Annotated in this window: 22 protein-coding genes and 1 riboswitch; of the genes, 2 read left to right on the forward strand and 20 right to left on the reverse strand. The window is 40.7% G+C overall.

All coding sequences use genetic code 11. From position 1 onward, the window contains the following. Positions 1-5: 5 nt before the first annotated feature. The 6 genes from J576_RS10645 to J576_RS10670 all read right to left on the reverse strand — a co-directional run bounded on the left by J576_RS10645 (position 6) and on the right by J576_RS10670 (position 4565). Entirely contained in the window at positions 6-1028 is a 1023-nt protein-coding gene (locus J576_RS10645) for an ABC transporter substrate-binding protein (protein WP_002048467.1), read from the reverse strand. Beyond that, positions 1025-2836 (reverse strand): allophanate hydrolase, encoded by a 1812-nt coding sequence (atzF, locus tag J576_RS10650; RefSeq protein WP_002048459.1) that lies wholly within the window; start codon positions 2834-2836, stop codon positions 1025-1027. The genes J576_RS10645 and atzF overlap by 4 nt, the downstream gene beginning before the upstream one ends. Positions 2837-2848: 12 nt before the next feature. Then, positions 2849-3283: a CopG family ribbon-helix-helix protein gene (locus J576_RS10655; RefSeq protein ID WP_001125932.1), complete on the reverse strand. Its 435-nt coding sequence runs from the start codon at positions 3281-3283 to the stop codon at positions 2849-2851. 4 nt (positions 3284-3287) lie between these two features. Next, positions 3288-3413 carry a hypothetical protein gene (locus J576_RS19730; protein ID WP_002048439.1) on the reverse strand — a complete coding sequence of 42 codons (126 nt, stop codon included), beginning with the start codon at positions 3411-3413 and terminating at the stop codon, positions 3288-3290. A 170-nt stretch (positions 3414-3583) separates the two neighbouring features. Then, positions 3584-4123 carry a hypothetical protein gene (locus J576_RS10665; RefSeq protein WP_002048468.1) on the reverse strand — a complete coding sequence of 180 codons (540 nt, stop codon included), beginning with the start codon at positions 4121-4123 and terminating at the stop codon, positions 3584-3586. A gap of 88 nt (positions 4124-4211) precedes the next feature. Then, positions 4212-4565, reverse strand: a complete 354-nt coding sequence (locus J576_RS10670) for a winged helix-turn-helix transcriptional regulator (protein ID WP_000024061.1) — start codon at positions 4563-4565, stop codon at positions 4212-4214. A gap of 92 nt (positions 4566-4657) precedes the next feature. On the opposite strand from J576_RS10670, the gene J576_RS10675 reads away from it, so the two are divergent. Further along, complete coding sequence (locus tag J576_RS10675) at positions 4658-5194, forward strand: NAD(P)H-dependent oxidoreductase (protein ID WP_002048432.1); 537 nt, start codon at positions 4658-4660, stop codon at positions 5192-5194. 38 nt (positions 5195-5232) lie between these two features. Here J576_RS10675 and uca read toward each other — a convergent pair whose 3' ends face one another. From uca to J576_RS10695, 4 genes are all read right to left on the reverse strand, one after another. After that, positions 5233-8838, reverse strand: coding sequence for an urea carboxylase (uca, locus tag J576_RS10680; RefSeq protein WP_002048450.1), 3606 nt, complete (start codon positions 8836-8838; stop codon positions 5233-5235). Positions 8839-8840: 2 nt separating this feature from the next. Continuing rightward, positions 8841-9494, reverse strand: a complete 654-nt coding sequence (locus J576_RS10685) for an urea amidolyase associated protein UAAP2 (protein ID WP_002048469.1) — start codon at positions 9492-9494, stop codon at positions 8841-8843. A gap of 15 nt (positions 9495-9509) precedes the next feature. Beyond that, a complete protein-coding gene (locus J576_RS10690) occupies positions 9510-10250 on the reverse strand; it encodes an urea amidolyase associated protein UAAP1 (RefSeq protein WP_002048465.1) in 741 nt (246 codons plus the stop codon). 28 nt (positions 10251-10278) lie between these two features. Next, positions 10279-10374: riboswitch (guanidine-I (ykkC/yxkD leader) on the reverse strand. 191 nt (positions 10375-10565) lie between these two features. Further along, positions 10566-11729 carry a zinc-dependent alcohol dehydrogenase gene (locus J576_RS10695; RefSeq protein ID WP_002048476.1) on the reverse strand — a complete coding sequence of 388 codons (1164 nt, stop codon included), beginning with the start codon at positions 11727-11729 and terminating at the stop codon, positions 10566-10568. 252 nt (positions 11730-11981) lie between these two features. Here J576_RS10695 and J576_RS10700 point away from each other — a divergent pair, with 252 nt between their 5' ends. Then, the gene (locus tag J576_RS10700) at positions 11982-12413 is read left to right on the forward strand and encodes an SRPBCC family protein (protein WP_002048421.1); all 432 of its coding nucleotides are present in this window, start codon (positions 11982-11984) and stop codon (positions 12411-12413) included. A gap of 55 nt (positions 12414-12468) precedes the next feature. Here J576_RS10700 and J576_RS10705 read toward each other — a convergent pair whose 3' ends face one another. The 10 genes from J576_RS10705 to J576_RS10760 all read right to left on the reverse strand — a co-directional run bounded on the left by J576_RS10705 (position 12469) and on the right by J576_RS10760 (position 23260). Beyond that, positions 12469-13023 (reverse strand): TetR/AcrR family transcriptional regulator, encoded by a 555-nt coding sequence (locus J576_RS10705; protein WP_002048475.1) that lies wholly within the window; start codon positions 13021-13023, stop codon positions 12469-12471. A 661-nt stretch (positions 13024-13684) separates the two neighbouring features. Continuing rightward, positions 13685-13897, reverse strand: a complete 213-nt coding sequence (locus J576_RS10710; protein ID WP_002048451.1) for a hypothetical protein — start codon at positions 13895-13897, stop codon at positions 13685-13687. A gap of 423 nt (positions 13898-14320) precedes the next feature. Next, on the reverse strand, positions 14321-14620 hold the full coding sequence (locus J576_RS10720) for a hypothetical protein (RefSeq protein WP_025467676.1): 300 nt from the start codon (positions 14618-14620) through the stop codon (positions 14321-14323). Between the two features lie 392 nt (positions 14621-15012). Then, a complete protein-coding gene (locus J576_RS10730) occupies positions 15013-15324 on the reverse strand; it encodes a hypothetical protein (RefSeq protein ID WP_025467673.1) in 312 nt (103 codons plus the stop codon). 207 nt (positions 15325-15531) lie between these two features. Further along, positions 15532-16752 carry a chloride channel protein gene (locus tag J576_RS10735; RefSeq protein ID WP_002048433.1) on the reverse strand — a complete coding sequence of 407 codons (1221 nt, stop codon included), beginning with the start codon at positions 16750-16752 and terminating at the stop codon, positions 15532-15534. 303 nt (positions 16753-17055) lie between these two features. Further along, on the reverse strand, positions 17056-18774 hold the full coding sequence (locus J576_RS10740; protein ID WP_031951057.1) for an acetyl/propionyl/methylcrotonyl-CoA carboxylase subunit alpha: 1719 nt from the start codon (positions 18772-18774) through the stop codon (positions 17056-17058). Further along, positions 18774-20357, reverse strand: coding sequence for a 5-oxoprolinase subunit B/C family protein (locus tag J576_RS10745; RefSeq protein WP_002048425.1), 1584 nt, complete (start codon positions 20355-20357; stop codon positions 18774-18776). Before J576_RS10745 ends, J576_RS10740 begins: the two co-directional genes overlap by 1 nt. A 32-nt stretch (positions 20358-20389) precedes the next feature. Beyond that, positions 20390-21205, reverse strand: coding sequence for a putative hydro-lyase (locus tag J576_RS10750; protein ID WP_081400864.1), 816 nt, complete (start codon positions 21203-21205; stop codon positions 20390-20392). 2 nt (positions 21206-21207) lie between these two features. Continuing rightward, positions 21208-21972, reverse strand: a complete 765-nt coding sequence (locus J576_RS10755) for a LamB/YcsF family protein (RefSeq protein ID WP_002048452.1) — start codon at positions 21970-21972, stop codon at positions 21208-21210. A 34-nt stretch (positions 21973-22006) separates the two neighbouring features. After that, entirely contained in the window at positions 22007-23260 is a 1254-nt protein-coding gene (locus tag J576_RS10760) for an NRAMP family divalent metal transporter (protein WP_081400863.1), read from the reverse strand. Positions 23261-23330 lie beyond the last annotated feature (70 nt).

Consider the following 23330-nt stretch of genomic DNA (forward strand, 5'->3'; position numbering starts at 1 on the left):
GGGGTTTATTTAAGTTGCTCTATGAGTGTTGGATAAATCAGCCCATCTACATTTTGTTCATTTTTATAAATACCGTTTTCGACATTAAATTTATTGACGTGATAGCTAGAGCCATAAATTGAGTCAAAATTTTGAGATTTAGCAAATACTTTTTTATTGGCATTGATATCTAATAAATGCGTACCGCTGACCATCAGCTCATATTGTCTTGGATCAACCCCTGAACGGTTTGCCATGATTTTAACCGCATCGGCATGGGTTGCAGGGTCATTAATATATTTAACGGTTTTATCCCACACCTGAATGATTTTTTTCCATTCTTCTTGATGAGCAGTTAAGTGGCTCATGTTGACTGTTAAGGTGTCGTAAATTAAACCCGGCTTGTCTTTAGAGGTATAGATAATTTTAGAACCTGCCACTGCTTTTAATGCCTGACCTGCAACAGGTTGCCAAACAGCAATCGCGGAAATATCGGGGCTATTAAACACTTGAGGTAATTGGTTCGTCGCTGAATTTACCAGCTTCACATCATTCGCTTTAATGTTATGGTCGGTTAAAGCAGTTGCCAATAAAAGATGATCAACCAAGCCTTTTTCGACACCGATTGATTTTCCTTTTAAGTCTTGAATGGTATTAATGCCCTCTTTTGCAATAATGACATCATTGCCCGCAGAATAATCCGTTGCCAAAATCATCATGCCTTGCGTACCGCCTGAAGCAGTTACCAAGTTATCGCCATTAGTGACCAACACAGCGTCGAGCTGATTTGCTGAAAAGGCCGAAAGCGACGCTGAATAATCAAACCATTTAAACTCTACATTTAACCCTGCTTCTTTTAACCAACCTTTTTCAATAGCCACTTGCCAAGCCACCCAACCCGGCCAATCACTATATCCGATGGTAATTGGTTTTGTATTTGCGGCTGCCTGAGCATCTTGTTTAGCCTCGGGCACTTTGGCCGTATTGTCACATCCACCCAATACAACTGCCGATAAAATAGATACGGATAACAACGCTTTTTTAATCATATAGAAACTTCCCCAACATTTTTACTAACAACGCTTTGAGCGGTTTGATTGAGTGACTGTATATAGGCTCGCCAGCCTCCAAAATGGCTAATATCAGTTGCATCTTGAATGGCATAAGCTTCGCAAATAAAGCCTTTGACCCATGTACCATCTTTTAGTTTGAGGTTCCCAATGCCAAGAGGTGCAGGTACTTCAGCCACAATGGCTCCAAAATTTGCTAAAGGAACATCCCACACTTCGACTTCAATAGATGTACCTGCTGCATCGCATTGCAGCCCTGGTTTTTGTGGTGTGGTATTTTTTAGGGCAAAGAGTTTATAAGTCTCTGCGGTCTGGGTTTTCTTGAGCAAAGTAGCATTACGGCTAGTAAGCTGAAAATTAAGTGGCATGCCTGTTAAATGTGCTCCTACCACTGCAAGCTGTACTGAATGATTCGATTCGATCTCTAGACTTTTTTGATAATGTTGAGTTGATTTACCTAAACTCAGCGATGTTTCAGTTTGCCAAAGCTGCGCAAAATTGGCGAGTGCCTGATCATGCCAAGCTGGTGCAATAAAGGTTACCCCGCTTGGTAGGCCGTCTTCACGGAGTACATTTGGTAAAGCTAAAGCCGAAAGATCAGCAAAATTGACAAAGTTGGTATAGGCTCCCATGTTCGCATTTTTAGTCAATGGGTCGGCTTCAACTTCAGCAATGGTGTAAATGGTTGGCGCTGTCGGAACCATCAAGGCATCAAAAGGTTGTAAAGCCAAATTAATTTTTCGAGCAATTACGGCGCGGTTATATTCGGCTTGAAGTGCATCTGTTGCCTTGAATTTATCTGCCTGCGCAATAATTTGAGCAATGACTGGATGAGCCTTTTCACGTGTTGTCATGCGTTCAACGGCGACTGTTCTTTCTGCCACCCAAGCATCGTTATACAGTGCGGCAGCAAGCTCATTAAACGCGCTGAAATCAATACTCTCAACGTCATAGCCCAGTTTTTTTAAGCGCTCAATTGCAATTAAAAAGGCCTTTTCAGATTCAAGATCACCATAAAACTCAAGCTGAGCAGGAATAGCAATTTTTCGTTTAGAAAATTGATTTGGTACATTGGCTGGATGTGCTCGTGAATATTCATCTGTTTCATCGTAGCCCTGCATTAAACTGGCGACTGCCCAAGCATCATCAATATGTAGTGCAAAAATGGAAATGACATCAATAGTTCGACATGCAGGAATTAAACCTGTGGTAGAAAACCAGCCCTTTGTTGGTTTAAGGCCCACAATATTGTTATGACCTGCGGGAACACGTCCTGAGCCCGCCGTATCTGTCCCTAAACTAAAAGGCACAATGCCGTTGGCAACCACTACAGATGAACCTGAGCTTGAACCACCACTAATATATTCAGGGTTAAAGCTATTTTTTACTGCGCCATAGGGTGAGCGAACGCCGACCAGTCCAGTTGCAAACTGATCAAGGTTAGTTTTACCAACCACAATTGCCCCTGCTTTTTTTAGCTTAGCAACTACGGCAGCATCTTGGTTCGCTAAATATTGAATCTCTTTACAGGCTGCAGTGGTGTGGAAACCAACAACATCAATATTGTCTTTAACTGCAAATGGCACACCGTATAGAGGTAAGTCAGCAACATTCTGGTCTTTTAAAACATTAATTTGTGCCTGAATCTGCTCGTTCGATGCAATTTCAATCCATGCATGATCATCATTTTTAATTTCTGCAACATAGCCAATCAAATCTTCAAGGTAGATTTGCCCGTATTGATATGCTTTTTTCCAGTCTTGGATGGTCCATAAATTTTTCAACACGCTACTCCTCATTTAGTCATTTTGCTGTATAGGCGGCATGACGGCATCCATCAGTTCTAAATGCCCCTTAATTACCCCTTTCAGCACAATAAATTGCTGGCTAATTTGTCTAAGCTCAGAACTCGCGCCCTGCATTAACATGACTTGCAATATCTTTTGTTGGTCGAGCTGAATATGAAGTGAACTAATCACCTGTGCTAAAAACTGTTGTTGTAAATCGACCAATTGATTGCGCAAGGTCATTTGGCTAGCGTCATAAAGCAGCGTTAAGGTGCCCACCATGACTTCATTAGCCTGTGCTTGCTCTGCAATCAGGTGTTTATTAATCATGTCGACAATGGCTTGCGAGCGACTTTCATAGTTCTGCTCGACAATTTTTTGATCGAGTGCGTTAAGTGTCGTTTCAGGTACGGTAATACTGATTCGAGCCAGCTTTTGTTTCGGCACAGTCTTATCCTTTTGTTTTAGGCGGCTGATTGTTTTGTTTGATATATACGCCTGCACGTACGCTGAGCAATTCGACTAAAAAGGCTTTTAAAGTTAGCTTTGGTTGAACCACAGGTTTTACATCGTTCATATCGCACCTCTAGTTTGGTATTACCAAATTCAGTTTTTGTATTACTGGTAAGAGATGCAGAAAATGTGCCAGTTTTTAAGCGTCGTTTTGATGGGATTTATGGGTATTTATGAATGATTTTTGGGCAAAAAAAGCCTCATGCACAGGGATGGGGCTATCTCTTTTAATCCTTAGTTATGTTTCAATAAATCATTCTGATTAAAAAGGAATCCATCTTTAGGAGCCTCTATTTTTATATTATTTATTAAAATTTTAAAATCATTAATCGCTTTATTTGTATCATTACCTTCGCCTTCATATGTCACTAAGATAACTCCAGCATTAGTACCTGATGAAGCACTGATAAGAAAACGTTTATCAAAGTTGGTTGTAAATATATTAGCTTGATAATTCATACCACTACTCAATGGAATATTAATATCCTCATTAACCAATGTTACCCCTTTCATTTTTACTAGTCCTTGTTTCGGAATTTGTAGCGAAGCAACCAGATATTGCATACCCTCTTCTATACTTTTGGGATAATATATTGAAATTATAATTGCCTGTTTACTCGCTTGTTTTATTGCAATTAGCTCTTCATTTTGACCTTTGCTAATATCCCACTGATCTTTTAAATTAACTACAATATTTTTATATTTTACTTCTTGAGCATAAGTCGGAGTAAGTAAATAAAAAAACATAAATGTTAGTAATAAAATTCTTTTCATAATAATTCCATTTTTGTTCTTGAAGTATCATATTAAATATCATTCACAGAGTCGAATCTATTCAATAATTGAATTTTGTCTTTTAATCTTATGACTGATTAATCATCGTATGTGCCCATACCGATAAAGATTCTAAAACAGGTTTAAAAGATTGACCTAATTCAGTCATTTCATAAACCACTTTAATCGGTGCTTTTTCACCATAAACGGTTCGAGATATTAAGCCACTTTGCTCTAATTGTTTAAGTTGAAGGCTTAAGGTCATTTCTGTGATGGTGGGCATTAATTGATTGATTTCATTAAAACGTTTTGGCCCATCTTTTAGATAATACAAAATAACGCCTTTCCATTTTCCACCCACCAAATCCATAGCCATACTGATATGACATGGATACGTTTTTCCATTCATGGTGATTTCACATTTATTTTCAGTATTTGCCATTTTTAACGCCACCTATCAACTTTGATAGTTATTGTACACCCATACTATAAAAATTATAGTGACTATGATTTTTATAGCTACAAGGCATTATTATGGCTTTACTGATTTTGGCCCATCCCTACTACACTCAATCAATTGCAAATAAAACGATAGTGAATGAACTTATAAAAACCTATCCGGACCTTGAAGTCCGAGATATTTTCCAGCTTTATCCAGACTATAAAATTGATGTCAGTGCTGAACAAGAAGCGTTGCTACGCCATGACACGATTATTCTGCAATATCCAATGTTCTGGTTTAATATGCCGGCAATTTTGAAGCTATGGTTTGATGAAGTTTTTACTTATCAGTTTGCTTATGGCTCTCAGGGCGACAAATTAAAAGATAAAAAAGTCATTATTAGTATGACGGTCGGGCAAAAAGAAGCGAACATGGTGAACGACCAAGAAAACTTAATCGATAGCTTTTTAAAAGCGGTTCAACATTCAATTCAATATACGCAAATGCAGTTAAGCGGCACATTTTTGCTTTATGACGTATCGCCTTTATCGGGTAACCCAGAGTCGAAAATTAAATTAGAAGCTGTTGAACATGGCCATAAAGTATTAAAACATTTGACCGAAGCATAATAAAAAAGAGAGCATCAATATCGATGCTCTCTTTTGGTTTAAGCGACTGGTGCCAAAGTAAATAGCACTTGTCCTGTTTTTACGGTTTGCCCTTTTTCAATGGTAATGGTTTCTACTTTCATGCGTTCCGGCGCAATAATCGGAATTTCAATTTTCATTGCTTCAATTACTGCAAGGGTTGCACCTTCTTCAACTATATCTCCTGATGCACATTCAATTTTCCAGATTGAACCCGGCATGTGTGATTCGACTGCACAGCCTCCTTCAGGAATAACCACGGTTTCACCTTCATCAACAGCATCTAGGCTTTCAGAAATATATTCTTGCAAACCTGCTTCGTGCCAACGGCGGCGCTCAGCCTCAAAGTTAGCTTGTTGCATGTCTTTAAAGGCTTGAATGCTGTCTTGATGTGTTTTTAAAAACTCGTTGTATTCTTTTAAGTTAAGCACACCATCTTCAATACGAAGTTGTAGACGCCCCGCCTTAAAGTCTTCACGCATTTGCAGAAGTTCAGTCTCAGAAACTTCATAAAACTTAACTTGGTCAAAAAAGCGCAGTAACCATGGTTTGCCTTCTTCGAAGTTGGCATTTTTACGATAACGGCTCCACATTTGGGTCGTGCGACCGACAAACTGGTAGCCACCCGGCCCTTCCATACCGTACACACACATATACGCCCCGCCAATGCCGACCGCATTTTCAGGTGTCCAAGTTCGCGCAGGGTTATATTTTGTGGTCACTAAACGTTGGCGTGGATCGAGTGGCGTTGCAACGGGTGCACCTAAATACACATCGCCTAAACCCATCACTAAATAGTTTGCACTATAGACAACATCTTTAACCGCTTGCTTTGAAGCTAAGCCATTAATACGGCGTATAAACTCAACGTTATCTGGGCACCACGGCGCATCTGGACGAACAATTTGTGTGTAGCGTTCGGTGGCAAGTTGAGTTTGTGAATCTTCCCAAGCCAAAGGCAAATAGACAGTCCGTGAAGGCACCTGCATATTTTGAATGTCAGGTAATTCGGCTTCTGCCTGTTGAAGTTTCTGTAAAAGCTCAAGTTGATCGAGCTGGATTGAATCAAAATGAATTTGTAGTGAACGAATACCCGGTGTTAAGTCGATAATACCTTGAATGTTTTGATCTTTGACCCATTGCATGAGTGCATGAATACGGAAGCGTAAATTTAGGTCGAGGACTAACTCGCCATATTCCACCAACAAATAACTATTTCCCGCTGGTCGATAGGTCACGCCTGGTAAGTCAGCTTCACCGTCTAAAGTTGCCAAAACTGCATCTTTTAAAGTGTCGGGTTCTGCTTGAATAGCTGGATTAAAATCGATCTGAGTTGTATCAGTCGCGGTTAAACTTTGATGATATTTTTGATCGAGTGCTTTTGCTTGCGCATAACTCACGGGTACAAATTTGACCTTGTCGCCTGCTTTTAGCTGCCCGATTTTCCAAAGTTCGGAATGAATGACTACCGCAGGGCAAACAAAGCCACCTAAGCTCGGACCATCTGGACCCAAAATAATTGGCATATCGCCCGTAAAATCAATTGCGCCAATGGCATAAGCATTGTCGTGAATATTGGAAGGATGTAAGCCTGCCTCACCACCGTCTTCACGTGCCCACTCAGGTTTTGGGCCAATTAAACGAATGCCTGTCCGGCTTGAGTTATAGTGAATTTCGAACTCATTGGCAAAGAACGTATCAATATCTTGTTTGGTGAAAAAATCTGGTGCGCCATGTGGGCCATACATGACTGCAATTTCCCAGTTTTGGGTAAAGCTAGGAATTTGCGCTTGAGCTAAAGCTGTAGTCGACGGAGCGGAATATTCAGTAATCGGCAGCATATCGCCAATTAATAAATTACGGCCTGCGTGCCCACCAAACTGCCCCAAAGTAAAAGTCGCCTGTGACCTTAAATAGTCAGGAACATCAAAGCCACCTTTCACGCCTATATAGCTACGGCAACCTGAACGGATAAGCCCACATTTTAAAACTTGGCCTTTTTTCACATTAATGGTTTGCCACATCGGCACCAGTTCGCCATCAAGTTTTGAAGGCATATCACCGCCTGTAATGACAATTTGGCTGTCACAGTGAAACTTTAAAGTTGGCCCTTGCAAGGTACATTCAAGCCCTGCCGTATTTGGCTCATTGGCTAGAAGCTGGTTTGCCACCGTTAAACTGAGTGGATCGATGGCACCTGATGGCGGCACACCAACATCCCAATAACCTAATCGGCCTGTTACGTCCTGAATGGCGGTTTGAATACCAGACTGCAACACCTCAATTTTTTGCGTTTTCCATTCAAACGTATTTAAAAATCGAGTGGTTTGAGTACCTAAAGCAAACACATCACAAGCAATAATGTTTTGTAAATATTCTAAATTGGTTTCAATGCCAGCCACCTGCGTGTTGGCAAGACTAGCGCTCATTGCCTGTATGGCTTGGTCCCGTGTTGCAGCAGTTACAATGATTTTGGCAATCATTGGGTCATAAAAAGACGACACCGTTGAGCCTGTTTCTACCCATGTTTCGACTCGGGCTTGCGTGTCAAATTTAACGTGTGTAAGCAGGCCTGCACTCGGCTGGAACTGTTTAATTGGGTCTTCGGCATAAAGACGAACTTGAATGGAATGTCCTGTTGGCTCTAGCTTTTCTGTGGGTGCTGACCAGTCACCGCTTGCCAAAGTAACCATCCATTCAACTAAGTCGACACCAAACACTTGCTCAGTCACGCCGTGCTCGACTTGCAAACGCGTGTTGACCTCTAAGAAATAAAATTCTTGCGTTTCGGTGTCCATGACAAACTCAACCGTGCCTGCCGAACGGTAGTTCACCGACTGCATGAGTTGAATCGCAACTTTTTGAAGGTAGTCACGTTGCTGTTCATTTAAGTGTGGCGCGGGTGTTTCTTCAATGACTTTCTGATTACGGCGTTGTACCGAACAATCACGCTCACCCAACGCTAAAACTTGCCCTTTCCCATCACCAAAAATTTGTACTTCGATATGGCGTGCATGTTGTACAAATTTTTCTAAATATAAACCTGCATCTTTAAAATTGACCTGCGCTAAATAAGATACGGTTTGGTAGGCATCTTTTAATTCAGTTTCATTCCAGACCAGACGCATACCAATACCACCACCGCCCGCGGTACTTTTAAGCATGACTGGATAGCCAATACGGGCTGCCTCAAACAAGGCTTCGGCTTCATCGGAAAGTAATGAGCTACCCGGAAGTAAAGGCACATTGCTTTTAATAGCGAGTTCACGTGCAGTATGTTTTAAACCAAAATCCAGCATTTGGCTTGAAGTTGGCCCAATAAAGGCAATGCCTTGGCTTTCGCACAAATCACAAAACTCGGCATTTTCAGACAAAAAACCATAACCGGGATGAATGGCTTCTGCTCCCGACTGTTTAGCAACCTCAAGGATTTTTTCAATATTTAAATAACTTTGATGTGCAGGTGCAGGGCCAATCAGAAAAGCTTCATCGGCCAAAGTCACGTGTAAAGAATCACGGTCGGCCTCGGAGTAAACTGCAACTGAAGCGATCCCGAGTTTTTTAAGGGTGCGAATTACGCGACAGGCAATTGCACCGCGGTTAGCAATCAGAACTTTTTTAAACATGCTTACACCCCTTCCGCTTCACGGACAACCAGTTGAATTTTGGTTGGGTTATAGGCATTACATGGGTTATTGAGCTGCGGACAATTTGAAATTAAAACAATCAAATCCATTTCCGCCCGAACTTCTACATATTTTCCCGGACCTGAAATTCCATCATCAAATTTAAGCTGACCGTCTGGTGTAACAGGCACATTCATAAAGAAGTTAATGTTTGGGCCGATGTGACGGACATTTAAGCCATACTTTTTTGCAATCGGGTGTTTTGCCAAGGCATACATAAAGTTGTTACGGCAACTATGCATTGGGTAGGTTTCATGTGCATAGCGAACTGTATTACTTTCACATGAGCAAGCACCGCCAATGGTGTCATGACGCCCACAGTTATCATCATGAATAACGGCAATTGGACGACCCAAATTACTGTAGAGTTTGGTGCCCTTTTCTAAATAGATTTGTTGGTTGATAGCCAAGGTATCCATTGCGCTATAACGCTCAGTCGGATTTTCGGCACTCATAAATAAAGTATCGACTGCTTGGTTTCCCTCAAGGTCAATAATTCGAAAATATTGGCCCTTTTTAACCTCGCACATCCACGCTTCGCCAGCAGGACAAACTTCATTTAAAACTGCTTTTTCAAATGATTGTAAAACTGTCATGATGCTTCTCCTGATTTAAATATTGCTAAGTGCGTAGTAGCGGGCTGTGTTTTGGAACGCACGCTGATTTTGCGAACATGCATCACGACAAATATCGCTGTCTGTTAGAGAATGGGCTTTAAATAAACTGAGTTGAATATCGGCAGGTTGATAGCTTGGGCTGGTGTCTAAACCATGCGGCGTAGCAGATAAAAATACTAAGCAGTCCATTTCAAAACGCAGTTCAATGCTTTGATTGGTGTTATCAGAACTGACATAAGACAAAGCGCCGTTTTCATCTGGAGCAACTTTAGAAAATAGGTTAACCGTGGCACTGAGATCTTGGCTGGCAAGCCCGTATTTACACATTTCAATGAGTAAGCTGTCTAAGCCGTTTTGGTACATATCATTGCGGGCATCTTGAAATGTACGTATCCCAAATTGCTTTTCAATTTGTTCTGGTCGACTTGGGCCACAAAGTGCATCGTTCCAACCATGGTCATCATAAACAATGGAAGCCATGACACGACCAAGGTCTGAATACAACACATTGGAAGCTTTTAAATAGGCTGTATGTTGCCCTTTTAAACTGTCGGGCATGTTAAAACGTTCAAGCACATCGGCAGCATTTACACAAAACAAAGAAACATTTGCCTGAGCGCCAAGCGAAGTAAATCTAAGAATAGTTCCCTTTTGAATACGACCCGACCAGTGATGTCCTCCGGGTAAAAGTTCGGTCCAAATCGCCTGATTGTTATGATAACTTGCAGTGTTCATAGCCACTCCTGTCGGATAGTTTTAGACTTCCTCCCGGGCTTTTATCCCTCCGTGTAGTTCGCTAGGAACCGTGAACTCTCGGTCCAGACATACTGTAAGTATCGGAACCCTAGATCACTTTTGATTGATTAAGACTATGCAAAGGACATGCCAGCTTAGTATTACGTTTTTGGTGAAAAGTAATACTCAATTTGAGCAAATTGGGTGCGCTTTAGAATGGAAAATAAAAAGCTGCACTAAAAATTGTGCATCTTGAAAATAAAAAAAGCCCCTTTTATTAAGAGGCTCTAGAGTGAAATTATAAGGCTGAGATTTTTAAGGAAGCAGAATCACCTTACGGCATTCCTGTTCTCTTTCATTAAAAATACGATAACCCTCTGCGGCATCTTCTAATTTCATTCGGTGGGTAATAATCGTTTCAGGTGACAAGTCACCACGCTCAATAAATTCTAGTAAAAGCGGTAAATATTGATGCACATGAGTTTGGCCCATTTTAAAAGTCAGTCCTTTATCAAAAGCATCACCAAACAAGAAACCATGAATTGGACCTGCATATACACCCGGTACACTCACCACACCACCACGGCGAACCGCGGCTATACATTGACGAAGCGCTGCGCCACTTGAACCTTCAAGTTTTAAATTGGTCAGGACTGTTTCAATCACACTTCCTTTTGCCTCGAAACCAATCGCATCAATCACCGCATCGACGCCACGATAATTGTCGGTATTTTGAATAATAAATTCGGCTGCATCGACTTCATCAAAATTAACCGGAATAGCGCCGTAGGTTGCCGCCGCATAGTTCAATCGATATTCATTGTGATCGACCATAAATATTTTTTCTGCACCAAGCATCTTGGCACAAGCGGCGCTTAATAGTCCGACTGGCCCTGCACCATAAATTGCAACGGTTGAGCCACGAGTCACTTGAGCGTTGGTCACTGCCTGCCAAGCGGTAGGCAAAATATCGGTCAAGAAAAGCACTTTTTCATCTGACAGTGAGCCGGGGACTTTAAAAGGTCCTTTATTGGCTTTTGGCACACGCACATATTCTGCTTGCCCGCCCGGCACACCGCCATATAAATGGCTATAACCAAATAAAGCTGCACCCGGTGGAATTTGCTTTTTATTTATAATCGCGCCGCGTCCTGTATTGGTGGTTTCACAGGCAGCAGTCAGGTCAAGTTGGCAAAAGAAACATTCACCACAAGCAATCACAAAAGGCACAATTACACGGTCGCCTTTTTTCACGTGAGTGACTGCGGGGCCTACTTCTTCAACCACGCCCATAAACTCATGCCCAAAAATATCGCCATGTTCAGTCTTTGGAATTTTGCCTCGATATAAATGCAAGTCAGAGCCACATATCGCTGTGGCGGTTACACGTAAAATAATGTCATCTGGTTCTTGAATAATAGGGTCTGCAACCGTTTCAACTCGAACGTCTTCGGCACCGTGGTAAGTAAGAGCGCGCATATTGTTATTCCTCAATTTCCTATCATGTCATTTGATTATGAGGAGGCTTTCTTTACGGTTTGCAACGATTCTTACTTTTCACGTAAGGCTTATAGCTCAAATGCAAATGAGTTAAGGCTCCACTTCTAACAAAAAACGTGCAATATAGAGATGAAATCACGCCGACGAACTAGAATTCCAGCCTAGTGAAAAGCATGCTAATATCCAAATTCTGACAATTACTCATGTCAAATTTACTTTAGAGGGAACAAGATGTTAAAAACTCAAAAAATCAACATCGTACAAGAATTTAATGCACCTATAGATAAAGTCTTTGCAGCCTTGAGTGAACACGAAAACTTAAGCAAACTTTTTGCCCCTGCTAAAGTCACTCGCATTAGTAACGGCAAGGATGCACGTAACGGTGTTGGCTCTGCCCGCAAGATGTCTATTCCGTTTACACCTTCATTTGTTGAAACAAATTTAGTCTATAAAGAAAATGAACTGATCGAGTACGCGATCACAAGTGGCATTAGCCCAATTAAGGCACATCGTGGCGTGATGCAATTTACTGACTTGGGAAATAACCGAACTCGTTTGAATTACACTATCAGCTTTAAAGGCCGCGTTCCTTTTATTGGCCCGATTATTAAAGCGGCCTTACAAAATGGCGTGAGCCGTGGACTTAAAAAACTTAAATTTTAAGAAGCCAATACCATAAGAAAGCCCAATGATGGGCTTTCTTATTTTAGATTGAATACTAAGATAGGGTTATTAAAAAATATTCTAATAATTTATCTCGTTCATCTGTTTCCTCTTTACTTAAAAGCTGAACCATTGCCCCATCAATCACAAACAAAAACATGTGAGCATCTTCCATTAAGGCTGTGGGTTTAATAGTTAAAAGTAGGCCATGTATTTGGGTCACTAACCAGTTTCTATAATCCACCACCACTCTGTAGGCAGTTGGATAAAACTTTTCAATTTCCAAAATGGCCTTAAAAGGCAAACGGTACAGCCCTTCGAGGTTGGCATGGAGATAAAATATTTTTCTTAGCTTATCAAACACCATAAGTTCACGATAAGAATGAATAATAGATAACACCTCTTCTTTTAACCCATCTTTTTGAAAGGTTAAGCACATTTCAATGAACCTTTCTTTTGAATGGAAATGCTTATAAAAAGTGGCCTTATTCACTTTGGATTCGGCAATAATTCGGTCAACACCGACTTTGTGAAATCCATACTCCATAAATAAATCTTTTGCTGTATGAAGCACTCTGAGTGCTCTAAATGAACCTTTTAAATTTGGCATAGTTGTACCGTTTAAAATAATTTTTTGTTGTATATAAAAGAGATAGAAATGCCGTCACTCTTAAATTGAGTGCTAAAAACAGGCATGCAAAAGCCGCACAATAAAGATGTGCTCGCCTATCTCGGGTTTATTGTTGCTATGATTTTTTAGTCGTAACGATGTTTAGGTGTAAAAACCTAGAGTCGATTAAACCGATTTAGAGAGTATTTAAACGGTATAAATAGAGAGATTTTGGCAAAGGCCAAAAATTGAGAAGAATTAGTACGCATAGCGGACTCCTAGATGAAATAGAAGTTCTACCAGATCACTGCTAAATGATTATGGTGGCAGAACGAAGAAGGGTTAGCAGACCAGTCATCTAGGAACTGGCACGCCCGAAGGCGTCCCTCCTCCGTCCTACCGCTACGAAGGGAGACGAACGAGTTCACCACCAAAAAAATTACTTTTTTGATGATCTAGATGAAAACGGTCTGCTAAAACCGACTGGCAATGTAGGCCAGCACGCAAAGGATAGTATTCGCTTTTGTTATCGTCAAGCGTAGGAAATGACAATCGTATTAAAGTAGAGCGTTTGGGTTCTAAATTATTTTCAAGTTTTTAAGATTTAAAAAACTAATTGAATATTGATATGTAGGATCTGTTTTTCCATTTATATTCTCAATTATTTTTTACTTCTAGGGTCATTAGGACTAAATTGGCAGGTATCTTTTTGATGATCCCATGCCCCTCCAGAGTCAGCACATGCATCTTTCGTAGCTGCATTGTCAAAGAATTTATTTGCAATAAATTCGATCATACCGAACAAGATAACAAACAGTAAAAATAGGACAATAAGCCATTTAAGTATTTTTAATATTGTTTTTATTATTTTCATTTCAATCACCAGATACAGATAGAATAATTCAAATTCAATTACTTAAAACTTATTTTCACTACTTAATCTAAGCAAAAAAACACCTACCATTATTCCAACAAAATATGGCCTATAGAAATACACCCAATTTTCGTCAGAGATAACCAAAGAAAAGACATTGCCCCATAGCGCGAATAGGAAAACAGAAACTATTGCAAAAAGCATCGAAACTATTGAAAGGAAAGGATTAGTTAGAAGGCCTTTAAGAAGTATATAAACTTTATCATATAAAAAGACAAAAACTGGTCTATAGTAGCGCCCAAAAATAGCACCTAACAAAACGATCATAGGAATGGAGTCAATCATTTTACTGTTCCAAATGAGAGAAGACTTAGCTCTTTAATACAAATATTAGATTGTCTAAGATTTTTTATTCTAAACAATTTACATGACATCATGTCGAATAGCCCATGCAACCAAAACTAAAATAAAAGTAATAAGTAAACTTAAAGATGAAGATATTAATAAATACAGAAGTGCTAAATGATTAGGACCACCTATAGTAAAAAATTGTGCATTGGCCCAATCTTTAGGAAATAAAATTGCTAAAACAAATAGAGTGATAATAAAAAATGATAAAAACCATATTGGCGCTAAATAGCGAAGCTTCCACCGTGCTTTAACTACAAAATAGCCAATGCCATATAAGAATATAAAAAAAATAGCGAAACCCAATATAGACATAGTACCTTCTTTTAAATAATAATTTACTTTTCACAAAGTTAATTTAGAAAACTTTATTACGAATACTCCACACTACAATAACAAGTAGTAATGTTAATAAGGTTGAAGACATACCTGCCACAAAAAATAAATCTACTGCTCGCCAATTCAAAGATATCCTTCCATCCACAAAAAATTGGACATATCTTCCTTTAAAATAAAGTAGTAATAAAAAACCCAACCAAACAATTATAAATATTGAAATAAAAGATAGGGCAGCCAAATGCCGAATCTTCCATTTAGTTTTAGCTATAAAGTATCCAATGATATGTGAAATTATAAAAAAAATAGCGAAACCCAATATAGACATAGCACCCTCTTTAAGATTATTTTTTATATTAACTACTTATCCCTCATTTAAAACTATTACTCTTCGGATGAAATCCAAAAAATCTTGCTCCAACTACCCATCCTGATAGATATATAAGCTTACCTAGTTCTGTTATTCCACCAGAAAGTATGCCCCATAATATAAACCCTCCCGTTAAAATTAGAGAGAATAAAATAAAGAACAAAACAGCTAAAAGAAAAAAGACAAAGTATTTATTTAAAAACTTATCAACAGCAGATATAAAAATAGATAAAGACTTTTGAACTAAAAATATAGTATATCGGCCAACAAGTAACCCTACAAAAAAAGTAAGTATCATAATAACTATTGACACTGCTTAAGTTATTCCTTTTTTTAATATTAAAATAATTTTCTATTTCTCATTATAGTTCCCAACAAGAGATAGAACTTCATTTCTTTTCATTTGCTTATCACTTTTTATTAAGCATTTAATATGCCAATTTTTATCATTTTTATTAAAAAAGAAGATTTAATAGGAGTTAAGCAACCTAAAACCACTCAACTCCTTAGAAAGGCTTAATCAATCCATCAACTTTTTACGTCGATACAACCCACAATTTCCAGAAAATAGCGCCGCCAATAAACAGGTAATAATGGCATAAGTGGCAACATTCATTCCAAATAGTTCAACAGCTAAAATAATAGAGGTTAACGGTGCTTTACTCGCGCCTGAAAAAAGGCTTACCAACCCTAGGCCTGCAAGCAATGAAATGGGTAAGTTTAAAACTGCGCCTAAAGCGTTCCCTAATGTTGCACCAACATAAAATAACGGCGTAATTTCACCACCTTTAAAGCCCGAACCTAAAGTAATGGCTGTAAAAACAGTCTTGTTAAAAAAGTCGTAAAACTCAATCGGCACATAAAAAGATGAAATGATTTTATCTGTACCTAAACCGTTGTACTGCTGATGTGCAGTGAACAAAGTAAGTAGCATAATCACAATACCGCCGACCATCGTTCTTAATGGCAAATAACGAATATATTTATAGAAGAGGTCACTTGCCAAGTGGATAGCTGCAATAAAGAAGCGTGCAGCCAAACCAAAAACTAATCCTGCCGCAATTAAGCTCATGAGTGTGCCAAAATGAATGGCTGGAAACTCGCTAATTACATAAAAAACGTGCGGATGAACAATTTCAAATAGCTCAGGAATGGTCGATGCAATAAGTGCCGACACAAAACATGGGAAAATAGCTGAGTATCTTAAATTACCTAAAGCAGTAATCTCTAAACCATAAATTGCCCCCGCCAAAGGCAGACCAAACACCCCAGCAAAACCTGCTCCAATACTGGCGATTAAACAGATTTTTCGGTTGTCTTCCGAGATTTTTAATATATAGCTTAAATGGTCAATTAAGGCACCCGAAAGCTGAACTGCTGGCGCCTCACGCCCTGCTGATCCACCAAACAACTGCGTTAAAATTGAGGTAATAAAAATGATAGGACTCATTCGTTTTGGAATAAACGACTTGGGTTGATGAATCTCATCTATGAGTAAATGTGTTCCCCGTTCAATCGGCGAACCATATTTTTTAATGAGATAACCAATACCAAAGCCTACAAAAGGCAGAAAGTAGATGAGCCAGTGATGCAGACTGCGGACTTTGTTTGAAATATCAAAAGCCACAAAAATTAAAGTCGATGCCAACCCTGCAACGACTCCAATCACAATTGATATGACGAGCCAATAGACACTGTATTTTAGAATTTGATCATATTCAGATGAAGGTAGAATTTTCATTCGCTTTCTTCAATTCGCCTGTGAGTGAGTGCCAAATTCTCAAATTTTTTTTATGCTGCCAGTTCATTAAGTGAGAAATGCTTAAACTGGGCTAAAAATTAAAGCTCGCATAAGCGAGCTCCAAATACAGTGATCAATATTTATACCACAAATCTGTGACAAATATCTCATAACCCGTTCTGGCTTTCAAGTTGAAAATGGTTAATGAAAACTTAAAAAATGCCTGATTGAGTTAATTAATAAGCACTCGATTTGACCTGATCAAGCTAAAAACATTATCAGACCAAATAACCTATTCAAATTTTAATTAATGCTGGCAATCATGGTTTCAGCATGGCAGGTTGCGCCCTTCTCTGCACTAATCTGAATAACACCACTCCGGTGTGCAAGTACCTGAACTTCCATTTTCATGGCTTCCATAATGGCAACCACTTGGCCTTCTGTCACTTGCTCACCATTTTCCACTTTCCAAGCGCTAATCACACCATTAATTGGGGCAAGTAAATGCTCGGCACTGACTTCTGGCTCGGCAATCTGCGCTTGAGCTGCGGTTGCTGGGCCTTGTGCAAACATGCCCGCAGGTAAACCTAAACGGTGTAACTTGCCATCAATTTCAATGTAGCTGAGCAGCATTGGTTGTTGATGGTTTGGAATACCACGTTTGGTTGGCTTTAATTCTTGCTTAAAGTCATTTTCAATCCAACGCGTATGTACATTAAATTCATTTGTAAAGCCCGGTTCATTAAGTACCGCACGGTGGAAGTCTAAAACTGAAGCCACACCTTCAATTTTAAATTGCTGCAAAGCACGTTTAGCGCGAGCAATTGCAACTTCTCGGGTTGGACCAGTCACAATTAGTTTTGCCATGAGTGAGTCAAAGTGACTAGATACTAATGAACCCGTGCGAACACCTGTGTCAACTCGTACACCGTTACCAAACGGCGCTTCAAACAAACTCAACACGCCAAAGGCAGGAATAAACCCGCGAGCTGGGTCTTCGGCATTAATACGAAACTCAATGGCATGGCCTTGTGCTTTTGGTGTTTCTTTAATAGAAAGCTCATGGCCCTGTGCCACGCGAATTTGCTCAACCACCAAATCGACTTTTGAGGTTTCTTCAGTCACTGGGTGTTCAACTTGCAAGCGCGTATTTACTTCTAAAAATGAAAGCTTGCCATCACGGCTCAGTAAATATTCAACTGTTCCCGCACCCACATAGTTTGCAGCCTGACAAATATTTTTTGCCGAGCTTAAAATTTGCTGGTAAATCTCATCGCTAATAAATGGCGCTGGCGCTTCTTCGACTAACTTTTGGTTACGGCGTTGCAACGAACAATCACGTGTACCAACCACTACAATATTGCCATGTTGGTCGGCTATGACTTGCACTTCTACATGGCGTGGCTTATCTAAATATTGCTCGACAAAACATTCACCACGGCCAAAGGCAGCTTTTGCTTCACGTACTGCCGACTCATAAAGCTCTTTGACTTCTTCGAGTTTCCACGCGACTTTTAAGCCACGGCCACCACCACCAAATGCGGCTTTAATGGCAATCGGCAAACCAAACTGCTTGGCAAACTCTAAAGCTTCATCTGCATTGTTGAGTGGGTCTTGCGTACCCTGAACCAACGGTGCACCGACTGAAGCAGCAATTTTACGTGCTTCGATTTTATCGCCTAGTTTTTCAATCGCACTTGGAGATGGCCCTACCCATTTTAAGCCCGCATCAATCACGGCTTGGGCAAATTCGGCACGTTCAGATAAAAAGCCATAACCCGGATGCACCATCGTTGCTTTCGATTTTTTTGCAACTTCAATAATTGCAGGAATATTTAAATAGGTTTCACTGGCGGTCGCACCAGCCAAGCCCCATGCTTCATCTGCAAGTTCGACATGCATGCTACCAATGTCGTCATCTGCATATAACGCGACCGATGAAATTCCCATATCACGGCAAGCATGGATAATACGAACAGCAATTTCACCACGATTAGCAATCAATAATTTTTCTGTATTCATCATTCATTCTCAAAATCTGTAAATTCGGCAATTTTTTTAAATTTGATGTGGCAACCTGCCGGAATCTGTGCCACCAAGTCCCAATGGTGTTTAGCAACAGAGGCAATGACCGGATATCCGCCTGTTAAAGGGTGATCATTCATAAACAAAACCGGCTGGCCACTCGGTGGAATTTGCAAAGCGCCAATGCATGTGCCTTCACTTTCCAGTTCATGGGTAATTTTGCGAGTTAAAGACTGCTCACCTGACAGTCTTAGCCCAACTCGGTTGCTCTCATTGGTCACGAGCCATTCTTGCTGACAGAGCAGCTCAATACTGTCTTGTTCAAACCAGTCTGTGCGCGGTCCCATCACAATATCTAGCTCAACGACTTCGCCAGCTTTTGGCAAATCGTTTTTACCCACTTCATTTACACTAATGTTGGTCGCCTTCACCTGTCCTTGGTAAATAGTATCTCCAAGCTTTAATGGTTCTGGCCCTAACACTGCCAAGCTGTCAAACGAAGCACTATTCAGTACTGGTTCAACGTCTATGCCACCACGAACAGCCAAATAGTTTCTTAAGCCTGCTGTTGGTGGCTGAATTTGAAATTCATCGCCTTCATCTAAATCAATCGGCTGATAGCTTGCAAAGTCTGAGGTTTGACCGTCGGCAAATTTCACCCGAATGTTTGAAATGGCACCTGCCACTGCAATGACGCCTGCATGCTGCATTTTGGCTTTTAGGCCGCCATTTAAAACTTCAATAACAGGTGTAGCGGTTGGATTACCCACAATACGGTTAGCACTATGCATGGCAGATAAATCCATTGCACCAGCCACGCCAACACCAATATTGGTCTGGTTTAAACGCCCTTCGTCTTGAATAAGCATTTGTAAACTTGGCGCAATAATCGTAAATAGTGGCACCGATTGTTTCGGCTCAGCCTTACGCGTAATTTGCTGCGGTACATTTACGGTGGTCGGACGATGCGTGACATCTTCAAAATGTACAGTCATGCCCGGTAAAAGTAGTGCAGGATTTTTGCGCTCTAAATCCCACATTTTTTCCGATGTTGTACCAATCAGCTGCCAGCCACCCGGACTGTCTTTTGGGTAAATACCAGAGTATTTCCCAGCCAAGCCCAACGAGCCTGACGGTATTTTTTTACGCGGAACCGTTAGACGTGGAATATCGGTAAAAGGCTTATCGGGACTGCTCATATAAGCAAAGCCCGGCGCAAAACCAATAAAAGCCACATTCCACACGCTTTGGTGATGTTTTCTAATCACATCAGCCACAGACAAACCTTGTAGCTCGGCAACCTGAGCAAGGTCTTCACCATCGTAACGAATCGGTACAATCACTTCTTGGTTGCTACGCTCAAACCCAGAATCAACTTTAAGGCTCTGAATAGAAGTAACCAGCGTTTTAAAGTTGGTTTCAATCTCGTTGAAAAAAACCAAAATTGTTTTTGCAGCAGGGACTAAGTCTTTAATTCCATTCAATTGCGTATTTTGCAATTTATTGTATAACGCCAAAGTTTCTTCTAGGCTCGCAAGCTCAATCAGAAAACAGTCGGCGTTTACCGATAAAAAACGCATTTGCTTATCCTTTTAATTCTTCTTTAGTCCAATTAGCCCATCCAAGCACGGTCAGGAATATCGGTAATAAACATGTAACCCGGAGCATGACTAATCGCAAAAGGAATTTTCGAGTTCATCACCGCAGCTTGCGGTGTTACCCCACATGCCCAAAACACTGGGATTTCACCTGCTTCAATACGGGAAGCATCGCCAAAGTCAGGCTTATTTACATCCTTAATACCTAAGCTTTCAGGGTGCCCGATATGTACAGGCGCGCCGTGCACACTTGGCATACGTGCAGTAATTTTTACCGCTTCACTAATTTGATGAGATGGAATTGGTCGCATGGAAACCACCATATTTCCTGAGATTCGCCCTGCTGGTTCGCACTTGATATTGCTCAGATACATCGGCACATTGGTGTCATCATGAATATGACGCACTTCGATGCCCGCTTCTTGCAATGCCGTTTCAAACGAAAAACTACAACCAATCAAGAAAGTCACCAAATCAGGATGCGCGTTATAAATCTCACTTGCATCGGTCACTTCATCGACCATTTCCCCATCTTTCCAAATACGATAGCGTGGGAAGTCGGTTCGGATGTCTGAATCTGCTGCAAGCTTAGTTGCATAGATGCCTTCTTCGAGTACATCGAGCACTGGACAGCTTTGCGGGTTACGGTGTGCATAGAGCAAAAAGTCGTATGCCCACTCTTTTGGCACCGAAATCATATTGACCTGTGTCATGCCCGCGGCCATGCCTGCTGTTGGTTTATCAAAACCTGCACGGATTTTTAAACGCGCATCTAAAGCGGCTTCAAGCTGAGCTGGGTCGACTTTAATATCCTTATACATGGTGCTCATCCTTATGCTTTGTTTACAAATGGGCGGATTTCAATATTGTTTTTTACAAGTTCGGCTTTAATGGCTGCCGACATCTCAAGCGCACCGTCAGTGTCGCCATGTAAGCAAATGGTATCGGCTTGAATTGGGGTAAAGACACCATCAATTGACTCGACCCCACCATTTTTAAGCATAGACACCACACGGCTCGCAATAAATGCCGAGTCGTGTAAAACCGCACCTTCTAGACGACGAGACACCAGTGAACCATCGCTGTTATAAGCACGGTCTGCAAATGCTTCTGACACAACTTTTAAGCCAGCCGCACGTGCCTGCTCGACTAAGTTCGAACCTGCTAAAGCCACCAAAACCAGTTCAGGGTTATACATTTTAATGGCATCAATCACAGCTGCTGCCTGAGCTTGGTCATGTGCAATGGTGTTATAAAGCGCGCCATGCGGTTTAACGTATTGCACTTTTGAGCCTGCCACTTTCGCCAAACCATCGAGCGCAGAAATTTGGTAAAGCACATCGGCAATAAGCTCGTCACGCGACAAATCCATATTACGGCGACCAAAGCCTACAAGGTCTGGGTAAGACACATGAGCACCTATGGTCACGCCAAGTTCAACTGCTTTACGAACCGTTTTTAAAATGCCGAGTGGGTCGCCAGCATGGAAGCCACAGGCAATATTGGCACTGGTCACGACAGGTAAAATCTGGTCATCATTACCCATTTTCCATGAGCCAAAGCTTTCACCCAAATCACTATTTAAATCTACAAACATGGCATTATTCCTTTATCAATTCATGTTGTCTGGCTTAAAGTTTGGTCAAATAGTTAAACACTGTCGTAAATGACATATAACCCATCCACCACGTTAACAGACATGTTAATCCACCTAAAATAAGCAACCACTTTGGATAGTTATAATTACCCATTAAATCTTTACGGCACGCAGCTACGTATACAAAAATTGTAAGGCCAATTGGTAACACCAAACCGTTAAAACCACCCACAAAAATGAGTAGACCTGCCGGAGTTGCACCCAATAACACATACAGCAATAAAGCCAATGCGATAAAGGTAATGGTCGTATAGTTGGTTTGTTTTGGCGTTAAATTCTTTTTAAAGGCGGTAAAGAATGAAACCGAAGTATATGCGGCACCAATCGTACTGCTAATACCCGCGGCCCAGAAAATTAAACCAAATAATTTAAAACCGAATGTACCTGCTGCATATTGAAATGCTTGGGCTGCCGGATTGGCGTCATGGCTGGCTAAATCAATATGGGCACCGCTCACCACCACACCTAAGAACGCTAAAAACAGCACATAACGCATGATGCCAACTACAACAATGCCTTTGGTTGCAGCTTTAGCAACTTCATTAATATTTTCAGGGCCAACAGCACCTTTATCGAGTAAACGGTGCGCACCCGCATAACAGATATAGCCACCCACTGTACCACCCACAATAGTGGTAATAATGGCAAAGTCGATATGATCTGGAGCAAATGTCTGATGTACAGCTTGACCAACTGGAGGCATCACAATTACTGCAACAATAATAATCAGCAGGATTTTAAGCAATCCCAACACGATCATGCTTTTATCCATGGCAAGCGTTGCTTTTTTAGAAGCAAAAATCAAAATGGCTAAGGCGCCACTTAAAATACCACCCCACTTTGTGTCTAGGCCAAAAAGTGCATTTAAACCTAAAGCCGCACCTGCAATGTTACCGACACTAAAGAAAAACCCACCCAATATCACCAGAAACGCCAGTAAATAACCACTACCCGGTAAGGCTTTATTGGCAATATCAGATGCACGCATCTGGGTAAGTGTCACCACTCGCCAGATATTTTGTTGGACGACATAATCAATCAAAATAGAAATTAAAATTGCAAAACCAAATGCAGCACCTAACTTAACTGTAAATACAGCAGTTTGGGTTAAAAATCCTGGCCCCATTGCAGAGGTCGCCATCATAAAAATTGAGGCAACAATGGCCCATTGGCGATCTGATAAAAAAGAAGATTTCAGTAAAGACATATTAATGCGTTCCTCATCCATTTGAGCTTAACAACGCTATTTTCAAATTGAATCAAGAACATCATTTTTGTCCCAAACGATATTCTTTAAT

The organism is Acinetobacter sp. 766875, assembly GCF_000582055.1.
GTDB lineage: Bacteria > Pseudomonadota > Gammaproteobacteria > Pseudomonadales > Moraxellaceae > Acinetobacter > Acinetobacter nosocomialis.